Source organism: Paraburkholderia sp. SSBN10T (assembly GCF_056619545.1).
The window spans coordinates 12816-32505 of sequence record NZ_JBWQQI010000017.1; the positions used below are offsets into that span (position 1 = coordinate 12816).

The 19690-nt window shown below is 63.4% G+C and carries 15 protein-coding genes; 12 read left to right on the plus strand and 3 right to left on the minus strand.

Annotated elements, in window-relative coordinates; genetic code table 11:
* Window positions 1-216 precede the first annotated feature (216 nt).
* Both AC1ECK_RS23990 and AC1ECK_RS23995 read left to right on the plus strand, forming a co-directional pair.
* Window positions 217-1233 (plus strand): 1-aminocyclopropane-1-carboxylate deaminase, encoded by a 1017-nt coding sequence (locus tag AC1ECK_RS23990; RefSeq protein WP_480323468.1) that lies wholly within the window; start codon window positions 217-219, stop codon window positions 1231-1233.
* Window positions 1234-1287: 54 nt separating this feature from the next.
* Window positions 1288-1749, plus strand: coding sequence for a 1-aminocyclopropane-1-carboxylate deaminase (locus AC1ECK_RS23995; protein WP_480323470.1), 462 nt, complete (start codon window positions 1288-1290; stop codon window positions 1747-1749).
* A gap of 51 nt (window positions 1750-1800) precedes the next feature.
* On the opposite strand, the gene AC1ECK_RS24000 is transcribed toward AC1ECK_RS23995, so the two are convergent.
* A complete protein-coding gene (locus AC1ECK_RS24000; protein WP_480323472.1) occupies window positions 1801-2697 on the minus strand; it encodes a LysR family transcriptional regulator in 897 nt (298 codons plus the stop codon).
* A 134-nt stretch (window positions 2698-2831) separates the two neighbouring features.
* On the opposite strand from AC1ECK_RS24000, the gene AC1ECK_RS24005 reads away from it, so the two are divergent.
* Window positions 2832-4259 carry a M20 family metallopeptidase gene (locus tag AC1ECK_RS24005; protein WP_480323775.1) on the plus strand — a complete coding sequence of 476 codons (1428 nt, stop codon included), beginning with the start codon at window positions 2832-2834 and terminating at the stop codon, window positions 4257-4259.
* A 45-nt stretch (window positions 4260-4304) separates the two neighbouring features.
* Complete coding sequence (locus tag AC1ECK_RS24010) at window positions 4305-5594, plus strand: MFS transporter (RefSeq protein WP_480323474.1); 1290 nt, start codon at window positions 4305-4307, stop codon at window positions 5592-5594.
* 97 nt (window positions 5595-5691) lie between these two features.
* On the opposite strand, the gene AC1ECK_RS24015 is transcribed toward AC1ECK_RS24010, so the two are convergent.
* Window positions 5692-7935, minus strand: a complete 2244-nt coding sequence (locus AC1ECK_RS24015; RefSeq protein ID WP_480323476.1) for a TonB-dependent siderophore receptor — start codon at window positions 7933-7935, stop codon at window positions 5692-5694.
* Between the two features lie 715 nt (window positions 7936-8650).
* On the opposite strand from AC1ECK_RS24015, the gene AC1ECK_RS24020 reads away from it, so the two are divergent.
* From AC1ECK_RS24020 to AC1ECK_RS24045, 6 genes are all read left to right on the plus strand, one after another.
* A complete protein-coding gene (locus AC1ECK_RS24020; RefSeq protein ID WP_480323478.1) occupies window positions 8651-10033 on the plus strand; it encodes a lysine N(6)-hydroxylase/L-ornithine N(5)-oxygenase family protein in 1383 nt (460 codons plus the stop codon).
* Window positions 10030-11277, plus strand: coding sequence for an MFS transporter (locus tag AC1ECK_RS24025; RefSeq protein ID WP_480323480.1), 1248 nt, complete (start codon window positions 10030-10032; stop codon window positions 11275-11277). Before AC1ECK_RS24020 ends, AC1ECK_RS24025 begins: the two co-directional genes overlap by 4 nt.
* Window positions 11267-11944 (plus strand): GNAT family N-acetyltransferase, encoded by a 678-nt coding sequence (locus tag AC1ECK_RS24030; RefSeq protein ID WP_480323482.1) that lies wholly within the window; start codon window positions 11267-11269, stop codon window positions 11942-11944. The genes AC1ECK_RS24025 and AC1ECK_RS24030 overlap by 11 nt, the downstream gene beginning before the upstream one ends.
* Window positions 11941-13845 carry an IucA/IucC family protein gene (locus AC1ECK_RS24035; protein WP_480323484.1) on the plus strand — a complete coding sequence of 635 codons (1905 nt, stop codon included), beginning with the start codon at window positions 11941-11943 and terminating at the stop codon, window positions 13843-13845. Before AC1ECK_RS24030 ends, AC1ECK_RS24035 begins: the two co-directional genes overlap by 4 nt.
* A gap of 2 nt (window positions 13846-13847) precedes the next feature.
* Entirely contained in the window at window positions 13848-14633 is a 786-nt protein-coding gene (locus tag AC1ECK_RS24040; RefSeq protein ID WP_480323486.1) for a siderophore ferric iron reductase, read from the plus strand.
* A gap of 77 nt (window positions 14634-14710) precedes the next feature.
* Window positions 14711-15997, plus strand: coding sequence for an aromatic ring-hydroxylating oxygenase subunit alpha (locus AC1ECK_RS24045; protein WP_480323488.1), 1287 nt, complete (start codon window positions 14711-14713; stop codon window positions 15995-15997).
* Window positions 15998-16128: 131 nt separating this feature from the next.
* On the opposite strand, the gene fdhA is transcribed toward AC1ECK_RS24045, so the two are convergent.
* Window positions 16129-17328 (minus strand): formaldehyde dehydrogenase, glutathione-independent, encoded by a 1200-nt coding sequence (fdhA, locus tag AC1ECK_RS24050; protein WP_480323490.1) that lies wholly within the window; start codon window positions 17326-17328, stop codon window positions 16129-16131.
* Between the two features lie 246 nt (window positions 17329-17574).
* On the opposite strand from fdhA, the gene betI reads away from it, so the two are divergent.
* Together betI and betB are read left to right on the plus strand one after the other, a co-directional pair.
* Window positions 17575-18162 carry a transcriptional regulator BetI gene (gene betI, locus AC1ECK_RS24055; RefSeq protein ID WP_480323493.1) on the plus strand — a complete coding sequence of 196 codons (588 nt, stop codon included), beginning with the start codon at window positions 17575-17577 and terminating at the stop codon, window positions 18160-18162.
* A 49-nt stretch (window positions 18163-18211) separates the two neighbouring features.
* Window positions 18212-19690, plus strand: a complete 1479-nt coding sequence (gene betB, locus AC1ECK_RS24060; RefSeq protein ID WP_480323495.1) for a betaine-aldehyde dehydrogenase — start codon at window positions 18212-18214, stop codon at window positions 19688-19690.

Below are 19690 nucleotides of genomic sequence, written 5' to 3' on the forward strand. Positions count from 1 at the left end.
TCAAAAATACCATCAACCTATTTAAAGCCACAATTCATCAATATCTTCGCAACCAAGTTTCTTCCAAACTTTTCTACCATAGACTTCATCGCAGCATGGGCTGCCCCAGCACCGACTGCCACAGCGTCGGCAGAAAGCTCCCGGAATTCGAACGCCCGGGGCGAGTCGATGCTGGGGCAGCCCATGCTGAGACTCTTTTTCTCACCGGAGCCTCGCATGAATCTGAAGAAATTCCCTCGCCATTCGCTCACCTTCGGCCCGACACCAATCCAGCCATTGCCGCGCCTGAGCCAACATCTGGGTGGCAAAGTCGAGCTGTACGCGAAACGCGAGGATTGCAACAGCGGCCTCGCGTTCGGCGGCAACAAGACCCGCAAGCTCGAATACCTGATTCCCGAAGCGCTGGCGCAGGGCTGCGACACGCTGGTTTCGATCGGCGGCATCCAGTCGAACCAGACCCGCCAGGTGGCCGCAGTCGCCGCGCATCTGGGCATGAAGTGCGTACTCGTCCAGGAGAACTGGGTGAATTACTCCGATGCGGTGTATGACCGCGTCGGCAACATTCAGATGTCGCGCATCATGGGCGCGGACGTGCGTCTCGTCTCCGACGGTTTCGATATCGGCTTTCGCAAGAGCTGGGAAGACGCACTGGAAAGCGTGCGCCAGGCGGGCGGCAAACCTTACGCGATTCCGGCCGGCTGCTCGGATCATCCGTTGGGTGGTCTGGGGTTTGTGGGTTTTGCCGAGGAAGTGCGGCAGCAGGAGGCCGAACTGGGTTTCAAGTTCGACTATATCGTCGTGTGCTCGGTGACGGGCAGCACGCAGGCGGGCATGGTGGTCGGCTTCGCGGCCGACGGCCGCGCCGAGCGCGTGATCGGTATCGATGCCTCGGCCAAACCCGAGAAGACGCGCGACCAGATCTTCCGGATCGCCAAGCAAACCGCCGAGAAGGTCGAACTGGGCCGCGACATTGTCGCCAAGGATATCGTGCTCGACGAACGCTACGGCGGCCCTGAATACGGCTTGCCGAATGAAGGGACGATGGAAGCGATCCGCCTGTGCGCGAGGCTCGAAGGCATGCTGACCGATCCGGTATACGAAGGCAAGTCGATGCAAGGCATGATCGACAAGGTACGGCTCGGCGAATTCCCCGCTGGCTCGAAGGTACTCTACGCTCACCTGGGCGGCGTGCCGGCGTTGAACGGTTACAGCTTCCTGTTCCGCAACGGTTGATACGGCAGAAGGCGGAACGCTTACTCGTGTCTGAGGCGGGCAATGGAGAACGTTATGCAATCGCGTGGTGAAACACACGCCTGGCGTTGGCGTCGCGAGCCCTCAAGGCTCACGCAAGTCTGCATCGTCACCGACGGTAGCGTGGCGGACAGCTTTGAGCAGGCCCTGGTGGCGCGTTCAGGCGATTCACCACAAGTGGCCTTGCTGCGCCTCTCCAATCCCGCGGCGGCACATGCCGAATGGCTTGCCTCGCGCGAGTGTAGTCAAACCCGAGCGCGCGGAGCGGAAAACGCGCTCGAACAGGCCATCGACCGTCTCCCACGCGACAGCCGCCTGTTGCTATGCTCACAGGATGTGGCTGCGCTGGAGTGGCTGGGCGGCGTGATCGGACAGCGGGTCTTCTTCGCCCACTACCGTCCCGGCGCAGACGAGGAGCTGCAACTCACAGTCATGACCAGTACGGTGGAAGATGCGTTACGCGCGTCATTGACGGAAAAATGGGGAGACAGCTATTGACTGTTGCCGGCACCACGAGAGGCCGCTAAAGCGCCTCGCGTGCTGCACGACTCACAATTCGTCCTGCAGTTGCTCGATCAACTGCAGGACGAACTCTTTCAATGCGGCCGACAGCATGCGCCCAGACAAGGTCTGAATCTGCACGCTGCGCAGCGCCATGCCTGGATGGTCGATCGGGATTGCCACCAGACCATCCTCCTCCAGCCGCGCCTGCACCGTGAACCGGCTCGTCAGGGACACGGCGCCTGAGAGCTGGGTAAAAACACACAGCGTACTCGAGTTATTGCAGGTCAAAACCGGATCGAACAACAGACCTTCAAGACTGGATGTCACGTCGAACATTTGCCGGATCGTCGTGCCCCGGTCGAGCAACGCAATCGGAAAGCGTTGCAGGTCGGCGAGCGACACGTCGGTGTGCGTGGCCAGTTCATGGGTACGCCGCATCAACGCATAGATCGGCGCGCTACGCGCGTATTCGACGCGGATCTCCGGGTCTCGAGCCACACTGAAGGTCAAGCCGATATCGGCATCGCCGTTGCGCACGCGCAGCGTCACGTCCTGAGGCGCAGTCACCGTCAGCTCGAAGCGCGTGCCCGGCGATTTCTCGAGGAAGCGTGTGATGGCGCGCGGCAACATGTCCCGCGCAAAAGCTTCGGAGGAAGCGAGACGAATCGTGCTTCGATCGAAGGAGGCAAGGGCCTTGATTTCTTCGAGCACCTGCTCGCCTTCAAGCAGGGTTCTGCGCACATGCGCGGCCAGCAGTTCGCCGGCCTTGGAGAGCGCCATGCCGCGCGGTTGCCGCTCGAATAGCGGATACCCCACTTCGTCTTCCAGTTTCGCAATCTGCCGGCTGATCGCCGAGATCGTCACGTGCAATTGCTCGGACGCTTCGCCCAGCGAGCCCGCATTTGCAACGGCCAGAAAGTAACGAAGAGCGACGCTGTGCATGCAGGATGCGCTGGTTTGCGCTTTTGGAAAAGGGAGGCCGCAAATAAGTCAATTGTGGCGCGGCTTTTGGCTTCGTACGCTTGGTTCATCGAAGCAATCGCAAGCAACGCACCAGCCTGTTGGCGAGGAACATGATGACACGCGGTAAAGCGATCGACAACGCCATTTCATATTTCGACTCGGGTGAATTTCTGCGCGACCTGGAGCGCAGGGTCCGCATGGCGACCGAGAGTCAGGAAGTCTCGGCTATGCCGGCACTCTGGGACTATCTGGGCCGCGAGCTTACCCCTGTGGTCGAACGGCTCGGGTTCGAAGCGCGCATCGTGGCGAACCCGGTCGAAGGCGGCGGCCCGTTCCTGCTCGCGAGCCGCATCGAAGATCCGGCTTTTCCCACTGTCCTCATCTATGGGCATGGCGACGTAGTGCGAGGATACGAAGGCCAGTGGAAGAACCAGATGTGCCCGTGGGACATCACCATCGAGGGTGACCGCTGGTATGGCCGGGGGACCGCGGATAACAAGGGCCAACATACGATCAACCTGGCCGCGCTGGAACAGGTCATGAGCGCCAGAAACCAGCGCCTCGGCTTCAACGTGAAGCTGCTCATCGAAATGGGCGAAGAAGCGGGGTCCCCCGGACTGCAGGCGCTCTGTGAACAGCACAAGGAAACACTCGCTGCAGATCTGCTGATCGCTTCCGACGGCCCTCGCGCCAGCGCCGCCACGCCCTGCGTTTTCCTCGGCTCGCGCGGGCTCGTCAACTTCACCCTCTCGATCAACCTGCGCGACGGCGCCCATCACTCGGGCAATTGGGGCGGCTTGCTGCGCAATCCAGGCACCGTGCTCGCGAACGCGATTGCATCGATTGTCGACATGCGTGGCCGGATACTGGTCGAACCGTTGCGGCCGCAAGGCATTCCGGAAGCGGTACGCGATGCGCTAAAAGATATCGTCGTAGGCGGCGGGCCAAACGATCCGGCCATCGATCCCGACTGGGGCGAAGCATCCCTGAGCGCCCTGGAACGCGTCTACGGCTGGAACGCGCTGGAAGTGCTGGCGTTCACGACAGGCAACCCCGCCAACCCGGTCGGCGCCATTCCGCCAACCGCTCGCGCGCATTGCCAGCTTAGATATGTGGTGGGCACCGACTGCGAGCAGATCGGCGCGCTGCTGCGAAGTCACCTCGACCGACTCGGGTTCGACATGGTCGAGGTCGAGATCGGCGAACAGATGGGAGCGACACGCTTGTCCCCCGATGACCCGTGGGTCGAATGGGCGCTCGAGTCGCTGCGGCGAACGACTGGAAAGAAGCCCGATCTGCTGCCGAATCTCGGCGGCTCAATACCCAACAACGTCTTTACGGACACCCTGGGCATGCCGACGATCTGGATTCCCCATTCGTATGGCGCCTGCTCCCAGCATGCGCCGAATGAACATCTGCTCGCAAGCGTGGCGCGCGAAGCGCTGCAGATCATGGCCGGCCTCTTCTGGGATCTCGGCGAAACAGGCTCCATGGTTCGCAATCGCCGCCGCCAGCAAAACATCTTCAGCGAAACGACGTAATCCCTTAGCCCAAGCGAATACTCCCCCTATCTCAAGGAGAGTCAAATGCATACCGCCGCGACTGTGACCGATACCGTATCGATCGAGACCAGGCGTTCCAGCTTCTACTGGATCATCATGGCCGCCTCGATCGGCAACGCACTCGAATGGTTCGATATCCTGATCTACGGATTTTTCGCCACGACCATCGCCAAGACGTTCTTCCCTGCTTCGAATGCCACTGTTTCGCTCCTCGTGACGCTCGGCACGTTCGGCATTTCGTATCTCGTCAGACCGGTCGGCGCGCTCGTGCTGGGGTCCTACGCGGACCGGCGCGGCCGCAAGGCGTCGATGATGGTCTCGATCGTCATGATGATGTTCGGCACGGCCATGATCGCCCTGATGCCGGGCTACGCCACGATAGGCGTCGTGGCGCCGATAGCGGTCGTGTGCGCACGCCTGATCCAGGGTTTTTCCGCCGGGGGCGAATTCGGCAGCACGACCGCCTTCATGGTCGAGCAGGCGCCCGAGCGCAAAGGCTTCATCGCCAGCTTCCAGTTCGCGAGCCAAGGCTTGAGCTACCTGCTCGCGGCCGGGTTCGGAGCCGTCCTGACGAATACCCTCGATACGGCCTCGCTTCAATCCTGGGGTTGGCGCTTGCCGTTCCTGTTCGGCATCCTGATCGGACCCGTAGGCCTTTATCTACGCAAGCACGTTCACGAAGGACACAGCTTCCAGCAAGCGAAAACGCAAGAGTCGCCAATCAGCACCGTGTTTGCGCAGCAGAAAGGCCGGATGCTCCTCGCGATTGGCGCGCTGGTCCTTTCGACCGGAACCAGTTACGTCATTCTGTACATTCCGACCTACGCGGTTCGCCAGCTTCATCTGCCCGAGAGCTTCGGCTTCACCGCGACGGCGCTCACGGGCGCGATTCTCACGTTCGTCACGCCGTTCGTCGGCCACCTCTCCGACCGGATCGGGCGGATTCGGGTGATGAGCTGGGCCGGCATCGTCTTCACGCTGACCATCTACCCCGTTTTCAGGAGTCTCGGCGAACATGCCAGCCTTGCCGGGCTCATGGCGATGATGGCGTGGGTGGGTTTGCTCAAAGCGGTCTATTTCGGGGCCTTGCCGGCGTTGATGGCCGAAACGTTCCCGGTCGAAACGCGGGCAACCGGCATGGCGATCAGCTACAACATCGGCGTGACCATTTTCGGCGGCTTTGCGCCGCTCATCGTGGCGTCGCTGATTCAGGCGACCGGCAGCAAACTGGCTCCGGCCTATTACCTGACGCTGCTCGGCGTCATCAGCCTGTTTGCGTTATGGCGGTGCCGCAAGACGCTGAATCTGCGCTAGCCGACGACCTCCGCAATCGGCGGGCGGTCCCACAAGACCGCCTGCATCAGATTGCGGTTGTACTTCATCCGGCGTCCGCCCGGTATGGAACGAGCGATCAGAAGTCGATCTTCGCGTTCAGGCTGACCGTGCGCGGATCGCCCGGCGCGATGTAGCTGTCGTACTGGAACATCCAGTAGCGGCGGTTCGTGATGTTGTTGATGGCCGCGCGCAGCGTGACGTCGTGGCCGCCAATGCGTGTGTAGTAATTCGCGCCCGCGTTCACGAGCATATAGCCGCCCGTTTCCAGATCGCCTGCCGGACGCACCTCCGTATTGCCCGTGTACTTGGCGTCGGCGCCCAGTTGCAGGCCCTGCACGAACGGTACGTCGTAGGTCACGCGCGCGGCTGCCGTGAACTGCGGCGCGCCGGCTACGCGCTTGCCGTTGTATTGCTGGCCCTTCGCGTACCACGTGTCGAGCAACATCACGTCTCCCGCAACCTGCCAGCTGCGGCCAAGGCGCACGCTGCCGCCCGCTTCGATACCTTCATAGATCGAGTTGCCGTCCTGTGTGAGCACGTTCTGGCTGTTCGCATAGGTCGCGCCGCGCTCGATGCGGAACAGCGCCGCATTCGCACTCCAGCGCGCGTGCTCGCTCTTGATGCCCACTTCATACTGGCGCGAGCGTAGCGGACGCAGCACCGACCCGCCATTTGCATAGATATCCGAAACAACCTGCCCCGCTTCCAGCGACTCCACATAGCTCGTGTAAAGCGTGGTCTGCGGATCGAGCTTGTACATGAGCGCGAAAGTCGGCGTGAGGACGCCGTTCTGCCCATACGACGCCGTGGTCGCGCCCGCTTCGGAGAAGGTTTCCTGATCGTAGTTCGTGTAGCGCAGGCCCGCGAGCACCGACCAGCGGCTCGTCAGTTGCATCGTGTCGCTCAGGAACAGCGCCTTCTGGTTGATCTCGCTCGCGCGGTACTTCTGCAAGCCGCTGCCCGAGTAGTAGCTGTACGGATTCTGCTGGTAGAGATTGCCGTCGCCGAACGTCTCGGAGACGGTGCCCGCCGCCGTGCCATAGTCGTTGGTCTGACGCTGGACCGCCGCCCCCAGCACGAGCTGATGCGTGAACGGCCCGGTCCTCACCTTGCCCTCGAACATGCCCTGCCAGTAGATGTCCTGATGACCTTCGTCTCCGTTCCAGCGGTAATCGGAATAATCACCGGCCTGGTTGAGCAGCGTGAGTGTGCTCTCGTTGCGGTCGCGCGCCGACTTGCTGTAGCTCGCCGAGGTGTTGAACGACCAGTCCGGCGTGATCTGGTATCTCACCCCAACCGTGTAAAGCTGCAGGTTGGTGTTCAGGTGCTGGCCGGCGCTGTTGAGCAGATTGCTGCCGCCGCTGATCGTCGCGGGCAGGCTCGTGCCCACATAGCTGCTCGGAATGTAGATGGCCGGCGTCTGGCCGCTCGAACGGCTGGTCTGATAGATCGCGTTGAAGTAGACGTCGAGGTCGCGCGTGAGTTGGCCATCGAGCGCGAGCGCCACCGAATTGCGGTTGATGTCGCCCGCGTTGTAGGTCTTGCCCTGTTCGTGCGTGTAGTTGATGCGCGCGCCGAACATGCCGTCCGGGCCGAAGCGCCGGCTCAGATCCGCGTGCTGGCTCAGCACACCGTCCATGCGATAGCCGAAATCGAAGCTCGTGACGGGATCCTTGCCCGGCGTCTTCGTCACGTAGTTGACCATGCCGCCCGGCTGCGCGAACCCGTACATGAAGCCGCCCAGGCCCTTGAGCAGCTCGACGCGTTCGAGGTTCTCGTAAGGCATCGTAATGCCGTACGAAATGAACGGATTGCCGTCGATGCGAAAGCCGTTCTGCCAATCGATCGGCAGACCGCGGATCGTGATGTAGGTCGCCCACGCACTATAGGCGTTGCTGTTGTCGGTGACCGAAGCGTCGCCGGCGAACACGTCGCCGAGCTTGTTGGCCTGGCGCTCAGCGAGATCTTCGCCCGTGACCACGGTGGTCGAGAACGGCGTGTCGAGCTGCGAACGCGTGCCGAGCGCGCCGCTCGAAACCGGCGTCTCCAGATGCAGCGGCGAGTCGGTCTCGGCAGCGGCGCTCACCTTCACGGCGGGCAGCGCCCGGTCGGCGCTCTTCGCGGCGGCGCTGCCGGAAGCAGCGGCTGTGCCGCTGGCAGGCGCCGCGACGTCCGCCTTCGGCGAGGAGGTTGCGCTGTTCGTGGTCTGGGCAAAAGCGGATTGGGCCGCGGCGGAAAAAGTCAGCCAGACGGCGATCTGCAAAGGACGAGGGAGCTTGCGCTCGGTACGGCGTGCGGTTTCTTGATGTTGATTGTTCATGGCGGCCAAGGATCGGGGCACCTTCCGCCCCAGGTTGTTAATGAGAATTATTCTCATTTCTATAGGGAGCGCATATTAGCAAAGGCTTTAGTCGTTTGAAAGCAATAAGAAAAAATCCGACAGGGTTGGGAGCGAGGCACAAGGTTGAGCAGGCCGCTAGAAGCGCACTCGCCGGTGCCCGCAAACCCGCTACGGCTGGCGATGCGCGCGGCATAAGCCCACTTTCCGACGCTCGCGCCGCCACATGCCAGAGTCGCGCCGGCCCACGGCTATCCCCCCAAATCCTGTAGGGTTTTTCGTATGAGGAATTCCGCCAAAAAAGCGCCCGGCGATGCCCTCTTTTTGGGCGTTCCGTGTCTTGCCTTCGAATCCGCTGCCGCCCCGATGCACCAGGACTTTGCCGCCCAATCGTGCTTTCGCCGCGTGATGCACACCGGACAGATACGATGCTTTGGCATCCTGACGATCATCCGATTCGTCCTTGCGATGTCCGGATGAATACCCTATGATCCGCCAATGAGAATAACTCTCATTTGTGTTTATCCACTACCGTGATGCGCAAACGATCCACCGCGCATCGTGGCGGCCCGCGAGCGACTGCATCCCGCGTACGCCGCAACTGGTTTTGCGTCAGTTTTGTGACCAACTTTCCCGTTTTCGTCCGTCGATGAGGTATCTCAACATGGTCCTGTCCGGCCCAATAGGAAGCTCAATCATGAGTACAACTAATGTCATGCCTGACCCGGGAACGCGCCGTGCACGCGCGGCGCCAAGCCCCGCCGTGCTCGATTTCGTCGCCATCGGTCTCGGCCCGTTCAACCTGAGCCTCGCCTGCCTCGCCGACCCGATCCGCGACCTGCACGGCCTGTTCCTCGAGCGCAACGAGGACTTCGACTGGCATCCGGGCATGCTGATCGACGACACCACGCTGCAGAACCCGTTTCTCGCAGACCTCGTGAGTCTCGCCGATCCCAGGAGCAAGTTCAGCTTCCTCAACTACTGCAAGCAGGAAGGCAAGCTCTACGCGTACTACATTCGCGAGCGCTTCTACCTGAGCCGCGCCGAGTACAACCGCTACTGCAAATGGGCGATCGGTCAGCTATCGAGCATCGCCTTCGGCTCGCACGTGGAGCGGGTGGCATACGACGCCGAGCAGGGCCATTACGTCGTGAGCGGCCGCCACGTGCGCACGGGAGAACCCTTTACGCATCGCGCGGCGCGGATCGTGATCGGCGTGGGCTCGGTGCCGCAATTGCCGTCTTGCTGCGACGCAGTGAGCGAGCACTGCATCCACAGCGCGCACTACGTGGCGCGCAAGCGCGAGCTTCAGCAGAAGCGCTCGATCGCCGTCATCGGCAGCGGCCAGAGCGCGGCGGAGATATTCTACGACCTGCTCAAGGAAAGCGACGACCACGACTACACGCTCACGTGGATCACGCGTTCGCCGCGCTTCTTCCAGATGGAGAACACCAAGCTCACGCTGGAGATGATCTCGCCCGACTACATCGACTATTTCTACAACCTCCCGGATACCGTGCGCGAGGGCATCATCGCCAAGCAGGACAGCCTGTACAAAGGCGTGAACGCGTCGCTCATCAACCAGATCTACGACCTGCTCGATGACCGCCGCAGCCGCGGCAGCAGCAACGCGCGGCTCATCACCAATTCCGAGCTGACCGCCTGCCACCACGACCGCATCGACGAGCGCTTCCATCTGCGCTTCGTGCAGCGCGACGAAGGCGTGCAGTACACCCACGTGACCGACGGCGCGATCTTCGCCACCGGCTATGGCCAGAACGTGCCGGGCTTCATCGACGGCATTCGCGAGCGCATCCGCTGGGACGACAAGGGCCGCTACCGGCTCTCGCGCAACTACGCCATTGACGTGAACGGCGGCGACATCTTCGTGCAGAACGCCGGCCTCTACAGCCACGGCCTCACCAATCCCGACCTGGGCATGAGCTGCTACCGCAACTCCTGCATCCTGCGCGAGCTGACCGGCGTCGAGCACTACAAGATCGAGCGGCGCATCGCGTTGCAGGACTTCTCGGTGCCCGATACGGATGCGTTCGTGAAAGCGCCGCTGGAGACACAATGAATCTGCGCAACACCATCATCACGATGACGACCTTCGCCGTCATCAGCGATGCGATCCTGATTCCGTTCTATCCGCAGTTCTTCGCGGCGCGCTATGGCGTGACGAGCCCTGTGCATGCGGGCGCCTACGTGGCGTTCATCTCGATTGTCGTGATGCTCACGTTGCCGCTGTGGGCGCGCATCGCAAAGCGCGTCGACGCCATGCATCTGCTCGTCCACACGCAGTGCGCGGCGGGCCTGCTCTCGATCATCAGCTACTTCGCGCCCACGGTGCCGCTTTTCTGGGTGCTCTCGCTCGCGATGTTCATGTGCAAGAGCAGCTATCTGCTGATGTATCCGTACATGATGCGGCTCGAGCCGAAGGAGTCGCACCCTCATACGATCGGCGTGCTCTCCGTGGTGGTGCATTTCGGTGCGATCGCGGGCGCGGTGGCGGGCGGCTTCGTCATGCAGGTGTGGAACGCGCATAGCTGCATCTTCGCGATGGCCGCCGGCGACTTCGTGCAGATGGCGATCTGCATGAGCCTGATCCGCTCGCATCGGATCACGCGGCGCTGCCGTTTCGCCGACGAAGCGCACGCGCAAACGGTGCGGCGCAGCCTGCGCGAGCGTCTGCCGATCCTGCGCCTCGCGCTGCTCATGCTCGCATTCGATTTCTGCGTCTATCTGATCCGGCCGTTCATGTCGTTGTACTGGCAGGACGTGACGGGTTCGTCGAGCGAGCTGCTTTCGGGACTCGTGTTTGCGATTCCGGGCATGGTCGCGCTCGTCGCGCTGTGCATCAACAAGCGCATCGCCTCGCAGGGCAAGCGCCTGCCCGATCAAATGATCGCGAACCTGCTGCTGTGCACAGTGGGCATGCTGCTGCAAGGCGTGGAAGCGCCGCTATGGATCGTGCTGGGCCGCGTGATGTTCGGTTGGGCGTTTTTCCAGATCGTCGTGAAGCTCGACGTGACGATGTTCGCGCTGAGCACGCCCGCCTCGTATGCCGCCGATTACAGCGTGATCAACTTCTTCCAGAACCTGGGCGTGTTGCTCGCCTCGTTCGCGGCCGGCGCCATTGTCGACATGACGGGTTTGCGCGCGCCCTTTCTCATCGGCTCGGCGGGCCTCGTGCTTACCGTGCTGCTGAGCGTCTGGCTGCACGAACGGCCGCACGCCGGCGATCTGAAGACGCCCACGCCCGCCGATGCCGCCCTGCCCAACAACCTTACCGAAACAGGAGTCACCGCCCGTGCGAACTGATATCGCCGCCGACGAAATCGCGCTGCGCCACAGCCTTGCCCCCGCCGTTGCGCAGCGCGCCGCTCACGCATCCGGCTTGCGCCGGGAAACGCTTGCCGCCACGCTCGGCGGATTCCATATCCGCCGGCTCGACGCGCAAGCCGATGCGCCCACGCTGCACCGCTGGTTCGTCGAAGAGCGCGCCGCGTTCTGGAACATGCGCGACTGGAACGTGGCGCAAGTGGCCACGTTCTATCAGGCCATCGAAGATTCGAACCATGCGCAAGCGTGGCTCGCCTCGCAGCAGGGCGCACCCGCGTTTCTCATCGAGAGCTACGACCCGGCGCACGAGGAAGTGGGCGAACACTACGCGGTGGAGCCCGGCGACCTGGGCATGCATTTCTTCGTGGGGCCGGGCGCGACGCCCATTCCCGGTTACACGCGCCGCGTGTTCCAGACGCTCATGAGGTTCCTGTTCGAGCATCTGGATGCCGAGCGCATCGTCGTGGAGCCGGATGCGCGCAACACGCGCATTCACGCGCTCAATCGCGCGATGGGATTCGTGTACGCGAAGGATGTCGCGTTCCGTGAGAAAACCGCTTCACTCGCGTTCTGCACACGAGCCGACTTTTACACCGCTATTCAGCAGGACAACCAACCGGATTACCGAAGGACTTTGACGCCATGAACACGACCGCACAAGCGAACCTGCAACAATCGATGCAACATACCCTGCTCGCGCCGCAGCAGGCCGCCACGCACCTCACGCCCGAAGTGTGGCGCAACGCGAACCGCATGCTGGTGCGCAAGGCCATCGCCGAATACGCGCACGAGCTGATCGTCGAGCCGCAACGCATTGACGAAGCGCAGAGTGAAGGCTACGCGCGCTACGCGCTGAAATCCGACGACGGCACGCGCGTCTATGCGTTCGAGGCGTGCCTGCTCGCGCTGCGTCATTGGAGCATCCGCCCCGCGACGATCGTCTGCACGCAGGACGGTATCGAGCAGCCGCTCGATGCGCTGGCCTTCATTCTCGACGTGAAGGCGCGCCTCGGCATCAAGGAAGAGATGCTGCCGATCTATCTCGACGAAATCAGCAGCACGCTCTATGGCGCGGCCTACAAGGCGGTCAAGGAAGGCCCGGACACGCCCGATCTGCTCACGGCCGACTTCCAGACCGTCGAAACGGCGATGAGCGAAGGCCATCCGGGCTTCGTCGCCAACAACGGACGGCTCGGCTTCGACGCAGGCGACTATCGCGCCTTCGCGCCGGAAGCGGCTTCGGTCATCCAGGTTGTCTGGCTCGCCGTGCACAAGGAAAACGCCGCGTTCCACAGCGCCGAGGATCTCGACTACGAGCGCCTCATGAATGAAGAACTGGGCGAGGAAACCATCGCGCACTTCAAGACCATCGTGGAAGCGCGCGGCTGCGACTTCGACGACTACCGCCTGATGCCCGCGCATCCGTGGCAATGGTTCAACAAGCTCTCGATCGCGTTCGCCGCCTATGTGGCCACCAACCGCATCATCTGCCTCGGCTACGGCGACGACCGCTACCTCGCGCAGCAGTCGATCCGCACGTTCTTCAACGTCTCGGACCGCTCGAAGCGATATGTGAAAACCTCGCTCTCGATCCTGAACATGGGCTTCATGCGCGGGCTCTCGCCCTACTACATGTCGGGCACGCCGGCCATCAACGACTTCATCAAGGGCATGGTGGCGAACGATCCGTATCTGCGGAGCAAGGGCTTCACGATCCTGCGCGAAGTGGCTTCAATGGGTTTTCGCAATCGCTATTACGAAGCGGCCGTGCAGGTGGACACGCCCTACAAGAAGATGTTCTCTGCGCTGTGGCGCGAGAACCCGCTTTCGCTCGTCGACGAAGGCCAGCGCCTGACAACCATGGCCGCGCTGCTGCACACCGACCGCCACGGCCGCGCGCTGCTGCCCGCGCTGATCGAAGCGTCGGGCCTTTCGGTAGAGACGTGGCTCGAACGCTATATGGAGGCCTATCTCGCGCCGCTCGTTCATTGCTTCTACGCGCACGATCTCGTGTTCATGCCGCATGGCGAGAACCTGATTCTGGTGCTGGAGAATCACGTGCCGGTGCGCGCGATCATGAAGGACATCGCCGAAGAATCGGCAATCCTCAACAAGGACGCGCAACTGCCTGAGAACGTCAAACGCCTCGCCGTGGACGTGCCCGAGCGCGTGAAGCTGCTGGCGATCTTCATCGACGTTTTCGACGGCTTCTTCCGCTATGTGAACCAGATTCTCGTCGAGCACGGCTGCTGCAGCGAAGACCTGTTCTGGAACAGCGTCGCGCGTTGTGTGGCGCGCTATCAGGCCGAGCATCCGCAATTCGCGCAAAAGTTCGCCGAGTACGACCTGTTCGCGCCGGAGTTCCTGCACTCGTGCCTGAACCGCCTGCAACTGGGCAATAATCTGCAGATGGTGAATCTCACCGACCCCGCCGGCAACCTGAAGATGGCGGGCAATCTGCAGAACCCGCTCGCGGGACGCCGCAACGCGCTGCAGGCTTCGCGGAACACGGCCGAGCACACGCTCGCGGAAACCGTTGAGGCCTGAGCATGGCGGCGAACCGCACGCTGGAAGATCTGCTGCGGCTCGCCGCGCGTCTCGTGCCCGGCCTGAACGGCGTAGTGTCGGCGAACGTGCCACGTTCGCCTCTCCTGCAAGACACGCAGGAAGCCGTGCACGCCCGCCCCGTGCCGTGCGCGGGCGGCGGCAACCGCGCGGCGCTCGACGCCCTGCTCGCCTACTGGCAGAGCACCTATCCCGAAGCGGGGCGGCCCTACTGGTCGTCGCGCTGCTGGGGCATCCTGATCTGGCAGCCGCTCTATCTGAGCGTGATCGGCGTGCATGCGTCGCAAGCCGTGCTGTCGCTCGAACGCATCGCGCAACCCATCGTGCTCGGCTGGACGAGCGAAGTGCGCGTGCCCGATCACGCCACCGCGCAAGGCGACACATCCGAGTTGATCGCGCGCGCCGCGCGTGAAATTGCCGCGTGCTGCGCGCAGATGTACGACGAACTCACGCCCGTGATCCGCCTGAACCCGGCCATCGCGCGCAGCACCCAGGCCGACGTCGTGCTCGCGGCGCTGCTCGCCGTGCGCAAGGCACAGCCTGAATGGAGCGACGCGCAGGTGCAAGCGCTTGGCCGCCAATGGCTCGCCGCGCTCGGTCTCGAAAGATGCGGCGGCTTCTTCCAGTTCGCGCGCAGCGACGGTTCGTGCGCGCTCGCGCTCGAACGGCAGACCTGCTGCTACCACTATCGCCGCCGCGACGGCGAGCTTTGCCGCACGTGCCCGCGGCTGTCGATGCATGAACGCATCGTGCGCCTGAACATGGAGTAAGACGCTGCGCCCGAAGCGTGAGCGCGAACGCAAAATCCGGCGCGCGCAAGTGCGGTCCAACCGAAAGGAATCGATAGATGAACGATATCAGCAACCTGACGCATCTCGCGCCGCCGCCCGATGCAGAGGACGCACAAGTCCAACTGCCCGCGAGCGCATATTTCGACGAGGCGCAATTCGAGCGGGAAATGGCGCGCATCTTCGCCCGCTCAGCGCTCTATGTGGGCCACGAGCAGTCGGTGCCCGGTCCCGGCGACTGGCGACGCCTGCCGCAGGACGAAGGCGGCCGCGTGCTGGTGCGCGGCGCCGAGGGCGTGCAGTTGCTCTCCAATGTCTGCCGCCATCGCCAGGCGCTCATGCTGGGCGGCGAGGCGGGCAACGTGGGCGCCGTCGGCAACGAAGCGACCGGTTCAGGCAACGGCGGCAGCGTGCAAACCATCTCGCTCACGCGCGGCAATCTTGCGGCCACAGGCGGCAACATCGTCTGCCCGCTGCACCGCTGGACCTACGACGGCAAGGGCGAACTGATCGGCGCGCCCGAATTCGACCGCAAGCCGTGCCGCAATCTCGAACGCTTCCCGCTGCGCCACTGTCACGGACTCCTTTATGAAGGCCCGCGCGAACCGGCGCAGGACCTGGCGCGCGTGTTCGCGCGACCCGAGTTCGACTTCTCGGGCTACGTGCTCGATCACGTGGAAACGCATACCTGCCATTACAACTGGAAGACCTTCATCGAGGTCTATCTGGAGGACTATCACGTCGCACCGTTTCATCCGGGCCTCGGACGCTTTGTGACCTGCGAGGACCTCGACTGGGAATTCGCCCAGACGTACAGCATGCAGCGCGTGGGCGTGCACGCGGCGCTCGCGCAGCCCGGCTCGGAAATCTATCGCGCGTGGCACGACCGGCTGCTCGACTATCGCGGCGGCGAGGCGCCAGAGTTCGGCGCGATCTGGCTCGCGTATTTCCCGACGCAAATGATCGAGCTTTATCCACACGTACTGGTAATCTCGACGCTCTATCCGAAGAGCCCGCAGGAAACGCTCAATGTGGTCGAGTTCTACTATCCCGAGGAAATCGCGGCCTTCGAGCGCGAGTTCATCGAGGCGCAGCGCGCAGCGTATCTGGAAACCATGCTCGAAGACGACGAGATCGCCGAGCGCATGGACGCCGGGCGCTTGCGGTTGCACCGCCGCGGCGTGAGCGATGCGGGCCCGTATCAGTCGCCGCTCGAGGACGGCATGCGCCACTTCCATGCGTGGTATCGCCGCGTGTTTGCGGACACACCTGCCGACGGAGCGGCGCAGACCGAACGCGAAGATCGACGCGCGCACGAGCACGAGGTCGCCGATTCGGTCTGCTAAGCTCTTCTAAGCGCACAAGCGGGCGCGGCGCCGCCCGCCTCCGGACGCCTCGCTGAAACCCAACCCGAGGCGCCGTCCTGTGGCGAAAGATACATAAAGCGAGCCGGCGCGGGCGCCCGTCGCCCGTCCGCTCAGGCGGCCTTCAACAAGCCATGCGGATCGATCACGAACTTGCGCGGCGCGCCGCCATCGAACTTGCGATAGCCTTCCGGCGCCTCATCGAGCGAAACCACTGTCACGTTGACGATCTCCGCAATCGGCAGACGGTCCCACAAGATCGCCTGCATCAGATTGCGGTTGTACTTCATCACCGGCGTCTGCCCGGTATGGAACGAGTGCGACTTCGCCCAGCCAAGGCCGAAGCGGATGCTCAGGCTGCCCTTGCGCGCCGCGGCGTCGCTCGCGCCCGGATCGTCGGTCACATAGAGACCGGGAATGCCGATTGCCCCTGCCACCCGCGTGATATCCATCAGCGAGTTGAGCACCGTCGCGGGCGCTTCCTCCTGGTGACCATGGCTGCCATGGCCGTGCGCCTCGAAGCCCACGCAATCCACCGCGCAATCCACCTCCGGCTTGCCGAGAATCTGCGCGATCTGTTCGCCGAGCGTCGCATCGAGCGACAGATCGACGGTTTCGAAGCCCACCGCGCGCGCATGCGCGAGACGCTCGGCGTTCATGTCGCCGACGATCGTGCAGGCCGCGCCCAGCAGGCGCGCCGACGCAGCCGCCGCCATCCCGACCGGTCCCGCCCCCGCGATATACACCGTGGCGCCCGGTTTCACACCCGCCATCACCGCACCGTGATAACCGGTCGGCAGGATGTCGGACAGGCAGGTCAGATCGCGGATCCTCGCCATCGCGCGATCGCGGTCCGGAAACTTCAGCAGGTTGAAGTCCGCATACGGCACCAGCACGTATTCGGCCTGGCCGCCGATCCAGCCGCCCATATCCACGTAGCCGTACGCGCCGCCGGCACGCGCGGGGTTCACGTTCAGGCACACGCCGGTGTGCTGCTCCTTGCAGGTCTGGCAGCGGCCGCACGCCACGTTGAACGGCACCGAGACGAGATCGCCGAGCTTCAGCGTCTCGACGTCCCGGCCCAGCTCGACCACCTCGCCGGTGATTTCGTGGCCGAGCACCAGCCCGACCTGCGCTGTCGTGCGGCCACGCACCATGTGCTGATCGGAGCCGCAGATGTTCGTCGATACCACCTTCAGAATGACGCCGTGGCCGATTTGCCGGCCGCTGGGATCGACCATCTTCGGATAATCGATCGGCCGCACTTCGACCTTGCCCTGCCCCAGATACACGACTCCGCGATTGCTGCTCATTGTCTCGTCTCCATGTTCGTCTCACTGCCCGGTTGATAGCGGGTCGCGCCACGGTACCCGGCGAACGCCGCTGCTTCGAGCGTATGCCTTGAGCCCCTGCGACAAGTGTGCAAAACCCGACATGAGCTTGGCCCAAACCGACAACACAACCTGCAACACGGTTTTTGTTGATTGAACGATCAATAAAAACACACTAGAGTGGGGTCTTTCGCCGAGCCGCAAGCACGACCAGAACCTAGGAGAACCATGCCGAAAGTCGGAATGCGCGAAGTGCGCCGCGCACAACTGATCGACGCCACCCTGCTCACCATCGACCAGGCGGGGCTGGCGGGCACGACGCTGGCGTCGGTGGCGCAGCGCGCGAATATTTCGACCGGCATCGTCAGCCACTACTTCGGCGATAAGGACGGCCTGCTCGAAGCCACCATGCGCCATATCCTGCGCGACCTGTGGGCGGCGACGACACGCCGCAGAACGGCTGCCAGGCCGCAACCGCGCGCCCGTCTGCGCGCCATCGTGGCGGCCAATTTCGACGTCAGCCAGGTCAGCGGCCCGGTGATGAAAACCTGGCTCGCGTTCTGGACGCAGAGCATGCATGAACCGCAACTGCGGCGCCTGCAGCGGGTCAATACGCGGCGACTGTTCTCGAATCTGTGTGCGGAGTTCGCGAGGGTTTTGCCGCGTGCCGCAGCGCGGCGCGCGGCCAGCGGACTGGCCGCGATGATCGACGGACTCTGGCTGCGCGGCGCGCTCTCGGGCGACCCGTTCGACACCAGGGCGACCCTGCGGCTCGCCAACGACTACATCGACATGCTGCTCGCACCCGAGGCCTGATGCCTGAGGCTGCGTCAAACCGCGTCACCCGCTTTCAAGGAGAATCCCGATGTCATTGTTACCCGCGCACGGCCTGCAACGTCTCTACATCGGCGGCGAGTATGTCGATGCCACCAGCGGCGCCACCTTCGACACCTTCGATCCCGCCACCGGCGAAAAGCTCGCCACCGTGCAGCAAGCCAGCGCTGAGGATATCGAGCGAGCCGTGCAATCCGCCCGCGACGGTCAGCGGCAATGGGCCGCGCTGACGGCCATGCAACGCTCGCGCATCCTGCGCCGCGCGGTGGACCTGCTGCGCGAGCGCAACGACGCGCTCGCCGAGCTCGAAATGCGCGACACCGGCAAGCCGCTTGCGGAAACCCGCACGGTGGATGTCGTGACGGGAGCGGACGTGATCGAGTACTACGCCGGGCTCGCCACCGCAATCGAAGGCGAGCAGATTCCGCTGCGCGCCGAATCGTTCGTCTATACGCGGCGCGAACCGCTGGGCGTGACAGCCGGCATCGGCGCCTGGAACTATCCGCTGCAGATTGCCTGCTGGAAGTCCGCACCGGCGCTCGCCGCCGGCAACGCCATGATCTTCAAGCCGAGCGAAGTCACGCCGCTGTCCGCCTCAAAGCTCGCGGAAATCTATCTGGAAGCGGGCGTGCCGCCCGGCGTCTTCAACGTCGTGCAAGGCGACGGCAAAGTCGGCGCGCTGCTCGCCGCGCATCCGGGCATCGCCAAGATCTCGTTTACCGGCGGCGTCGAAACCGGCAAGAAAGTGATGTCGCTCGCGGGAGCTTCGTCGTTGAAGGAAGTGACGATGGAACTCGGCGGCAAGTCGCCGTTGATCGTCTTCGAAGACGCCGACCTCGACCGCGCGGCCGACATCGCCGTCACCGCGAATTTCTTCAGCGCCGGCCAGGTCTGCACCAACGGCACGCGCGTGTTCGTCCATCAGCCGGTGCAGCAGGCCTTCGAAGCAAAGGTGCTGGAACGGGTCAAGCGCATTCGCATCGGCAAGCCGTCGGACCCGGCGACCAACTTCGGCCCACTCGCCAGCGCGGTGCAACTCGACAAGGTGCTCGGCTACATCGAAAGCGGCAAACAGGAAGGCGCACGCCTCGTGGCCGGCGGCGCGCGGCTTGTCGAGGGCGACTTCGCCCGCGGCCAGTATGTGCTGCCCACCGTGTTTGCCGACTGCCGCGACGAGATGAAGATCGTCCGCGAAGAGATCTTCGGCCCCGTGATGAGCCTGCTCACCTTCAGCGACGAGGACGAAGCGATCGCTCGCGCCAACGACACGATCTACGGCCTTGGCGCGGGCGTGGTGACCGAGAACCTCGCGCGCGCACACCGGGTGATTCACCGCCTCGAAGCCGGCATCTGCTGGATCAACACATGGGGCGAATCGCCGGCCGAAATGCCGGTGGGCGGCTACAAGCAGTCGGGCGTGGGCCGCGAGAACGGCCTCACGACGCTCGAACACTACACGCGCATCAAGTCCATCCAGGTCGAACTGGGCCGGTACCAGCCGGTGTTTTGA

Excerpts from the sequence above, each read along its gene's own strand:
- AC1ECK_RS24040 (WP_480323486.1), top strand. The coding sequence starts at position 13,848 with ATGGCGGCGAACCGCACGCTGGAAGATCTGCTGCGGCTCGCCGCGCGT.
- AC1ECK_RS24005 (WP_480323775.1), top strand. The coding sequence starts at position 2,832 with ATGACACGCGGTAAAGCGATCGACAACGCCATTTCATATTTCGACTCG.
- AC1ECK_RS24010 (WP_480323474.1), top strand. The coding sequence starts at position 4,305 with ATGCATACCGCCGCGACTGTGACCGATACCGTATCGATCGAGACCAGG.
- betB (WP_480323495.1), top strand. The coding sequence starts at position 18,212 with ATGTCATTGTTACCCGCGCACGGCCTGCAACGTCTCTACATCGGCGGC.
- AC1ECK_RS24020 (WP_480323478.1), top strand. The coding sequence starts at position 8,651 with ATGAGTACAACTAATGTCATGCCTGACCCGGGAACGCGCCGTGCACGC.
- AC1ECK_RS24035 (WP_480323484.1), top strand. The coding sequence starts at position 11,941 with ATGAACACGACCGCACAAGCGAACCTGCAACAATCGATGCAACATACC.
- AC1ECK_RS24000 (WP_480323472.1), bottom strand. The coding sequence starts at position 2,697 with ATGCACAGCGTCGCTCTTCGTTACTTTCTGGCCGTTGCAAATGCGGGC.
- betI (WP_480323493.1), top strand. The coding sequence starts at position 17,575 with ATGCCGAAAGTCGGAATGCGCGAAGTGCGCCGCGCACAACTGATCGAC.
- AC1ECK_RS23995 (WP_480323470.1), top strand. The coding sequence starts at position 1,288 with ATGCAATCGCGTGGTGAAACACACGCCTGGCGTTGGCGTCGCGAGCCC.
- AC1ECK_RS24045 (WP_480323488.1), top strand. The coding sequence starts at position 14,711 with ATGAACGATATCAGCAACCTGACGCATCTCGCGCCGCCGCCCGATGCA.
- fdhA (WP_480323490.1), bottom strand. The coding sequence starts at position 17,328 with ATGAGCAGCAATCGCGGAGTCGTGTATCTGGGGCAGGGCAAGGTCGAA.
- AC1ECK_RS24015 (WP_480323476.1), bottom strand. The coding sequence starts at position 7,935 with ATGAACAATCAACATCAAGAAACCGCACGCCGTACCGAGCGCAAGCTC.
- AC1ECK_RS24025 (WP_480323480.1), top strand. The coding sequence starts at position 10,030 with ATGAATCTGCGCAACACCATCATCACGATGACGACCTTCGCCGTCATC.
- AC1ECK_RS23990 (WP_480323468.1), top strand. The coding sequence starts at position 217 with ATGAATCTGAAGAAATTCCCTCGCCATTCGCTCACCTTCGGCCCGACA.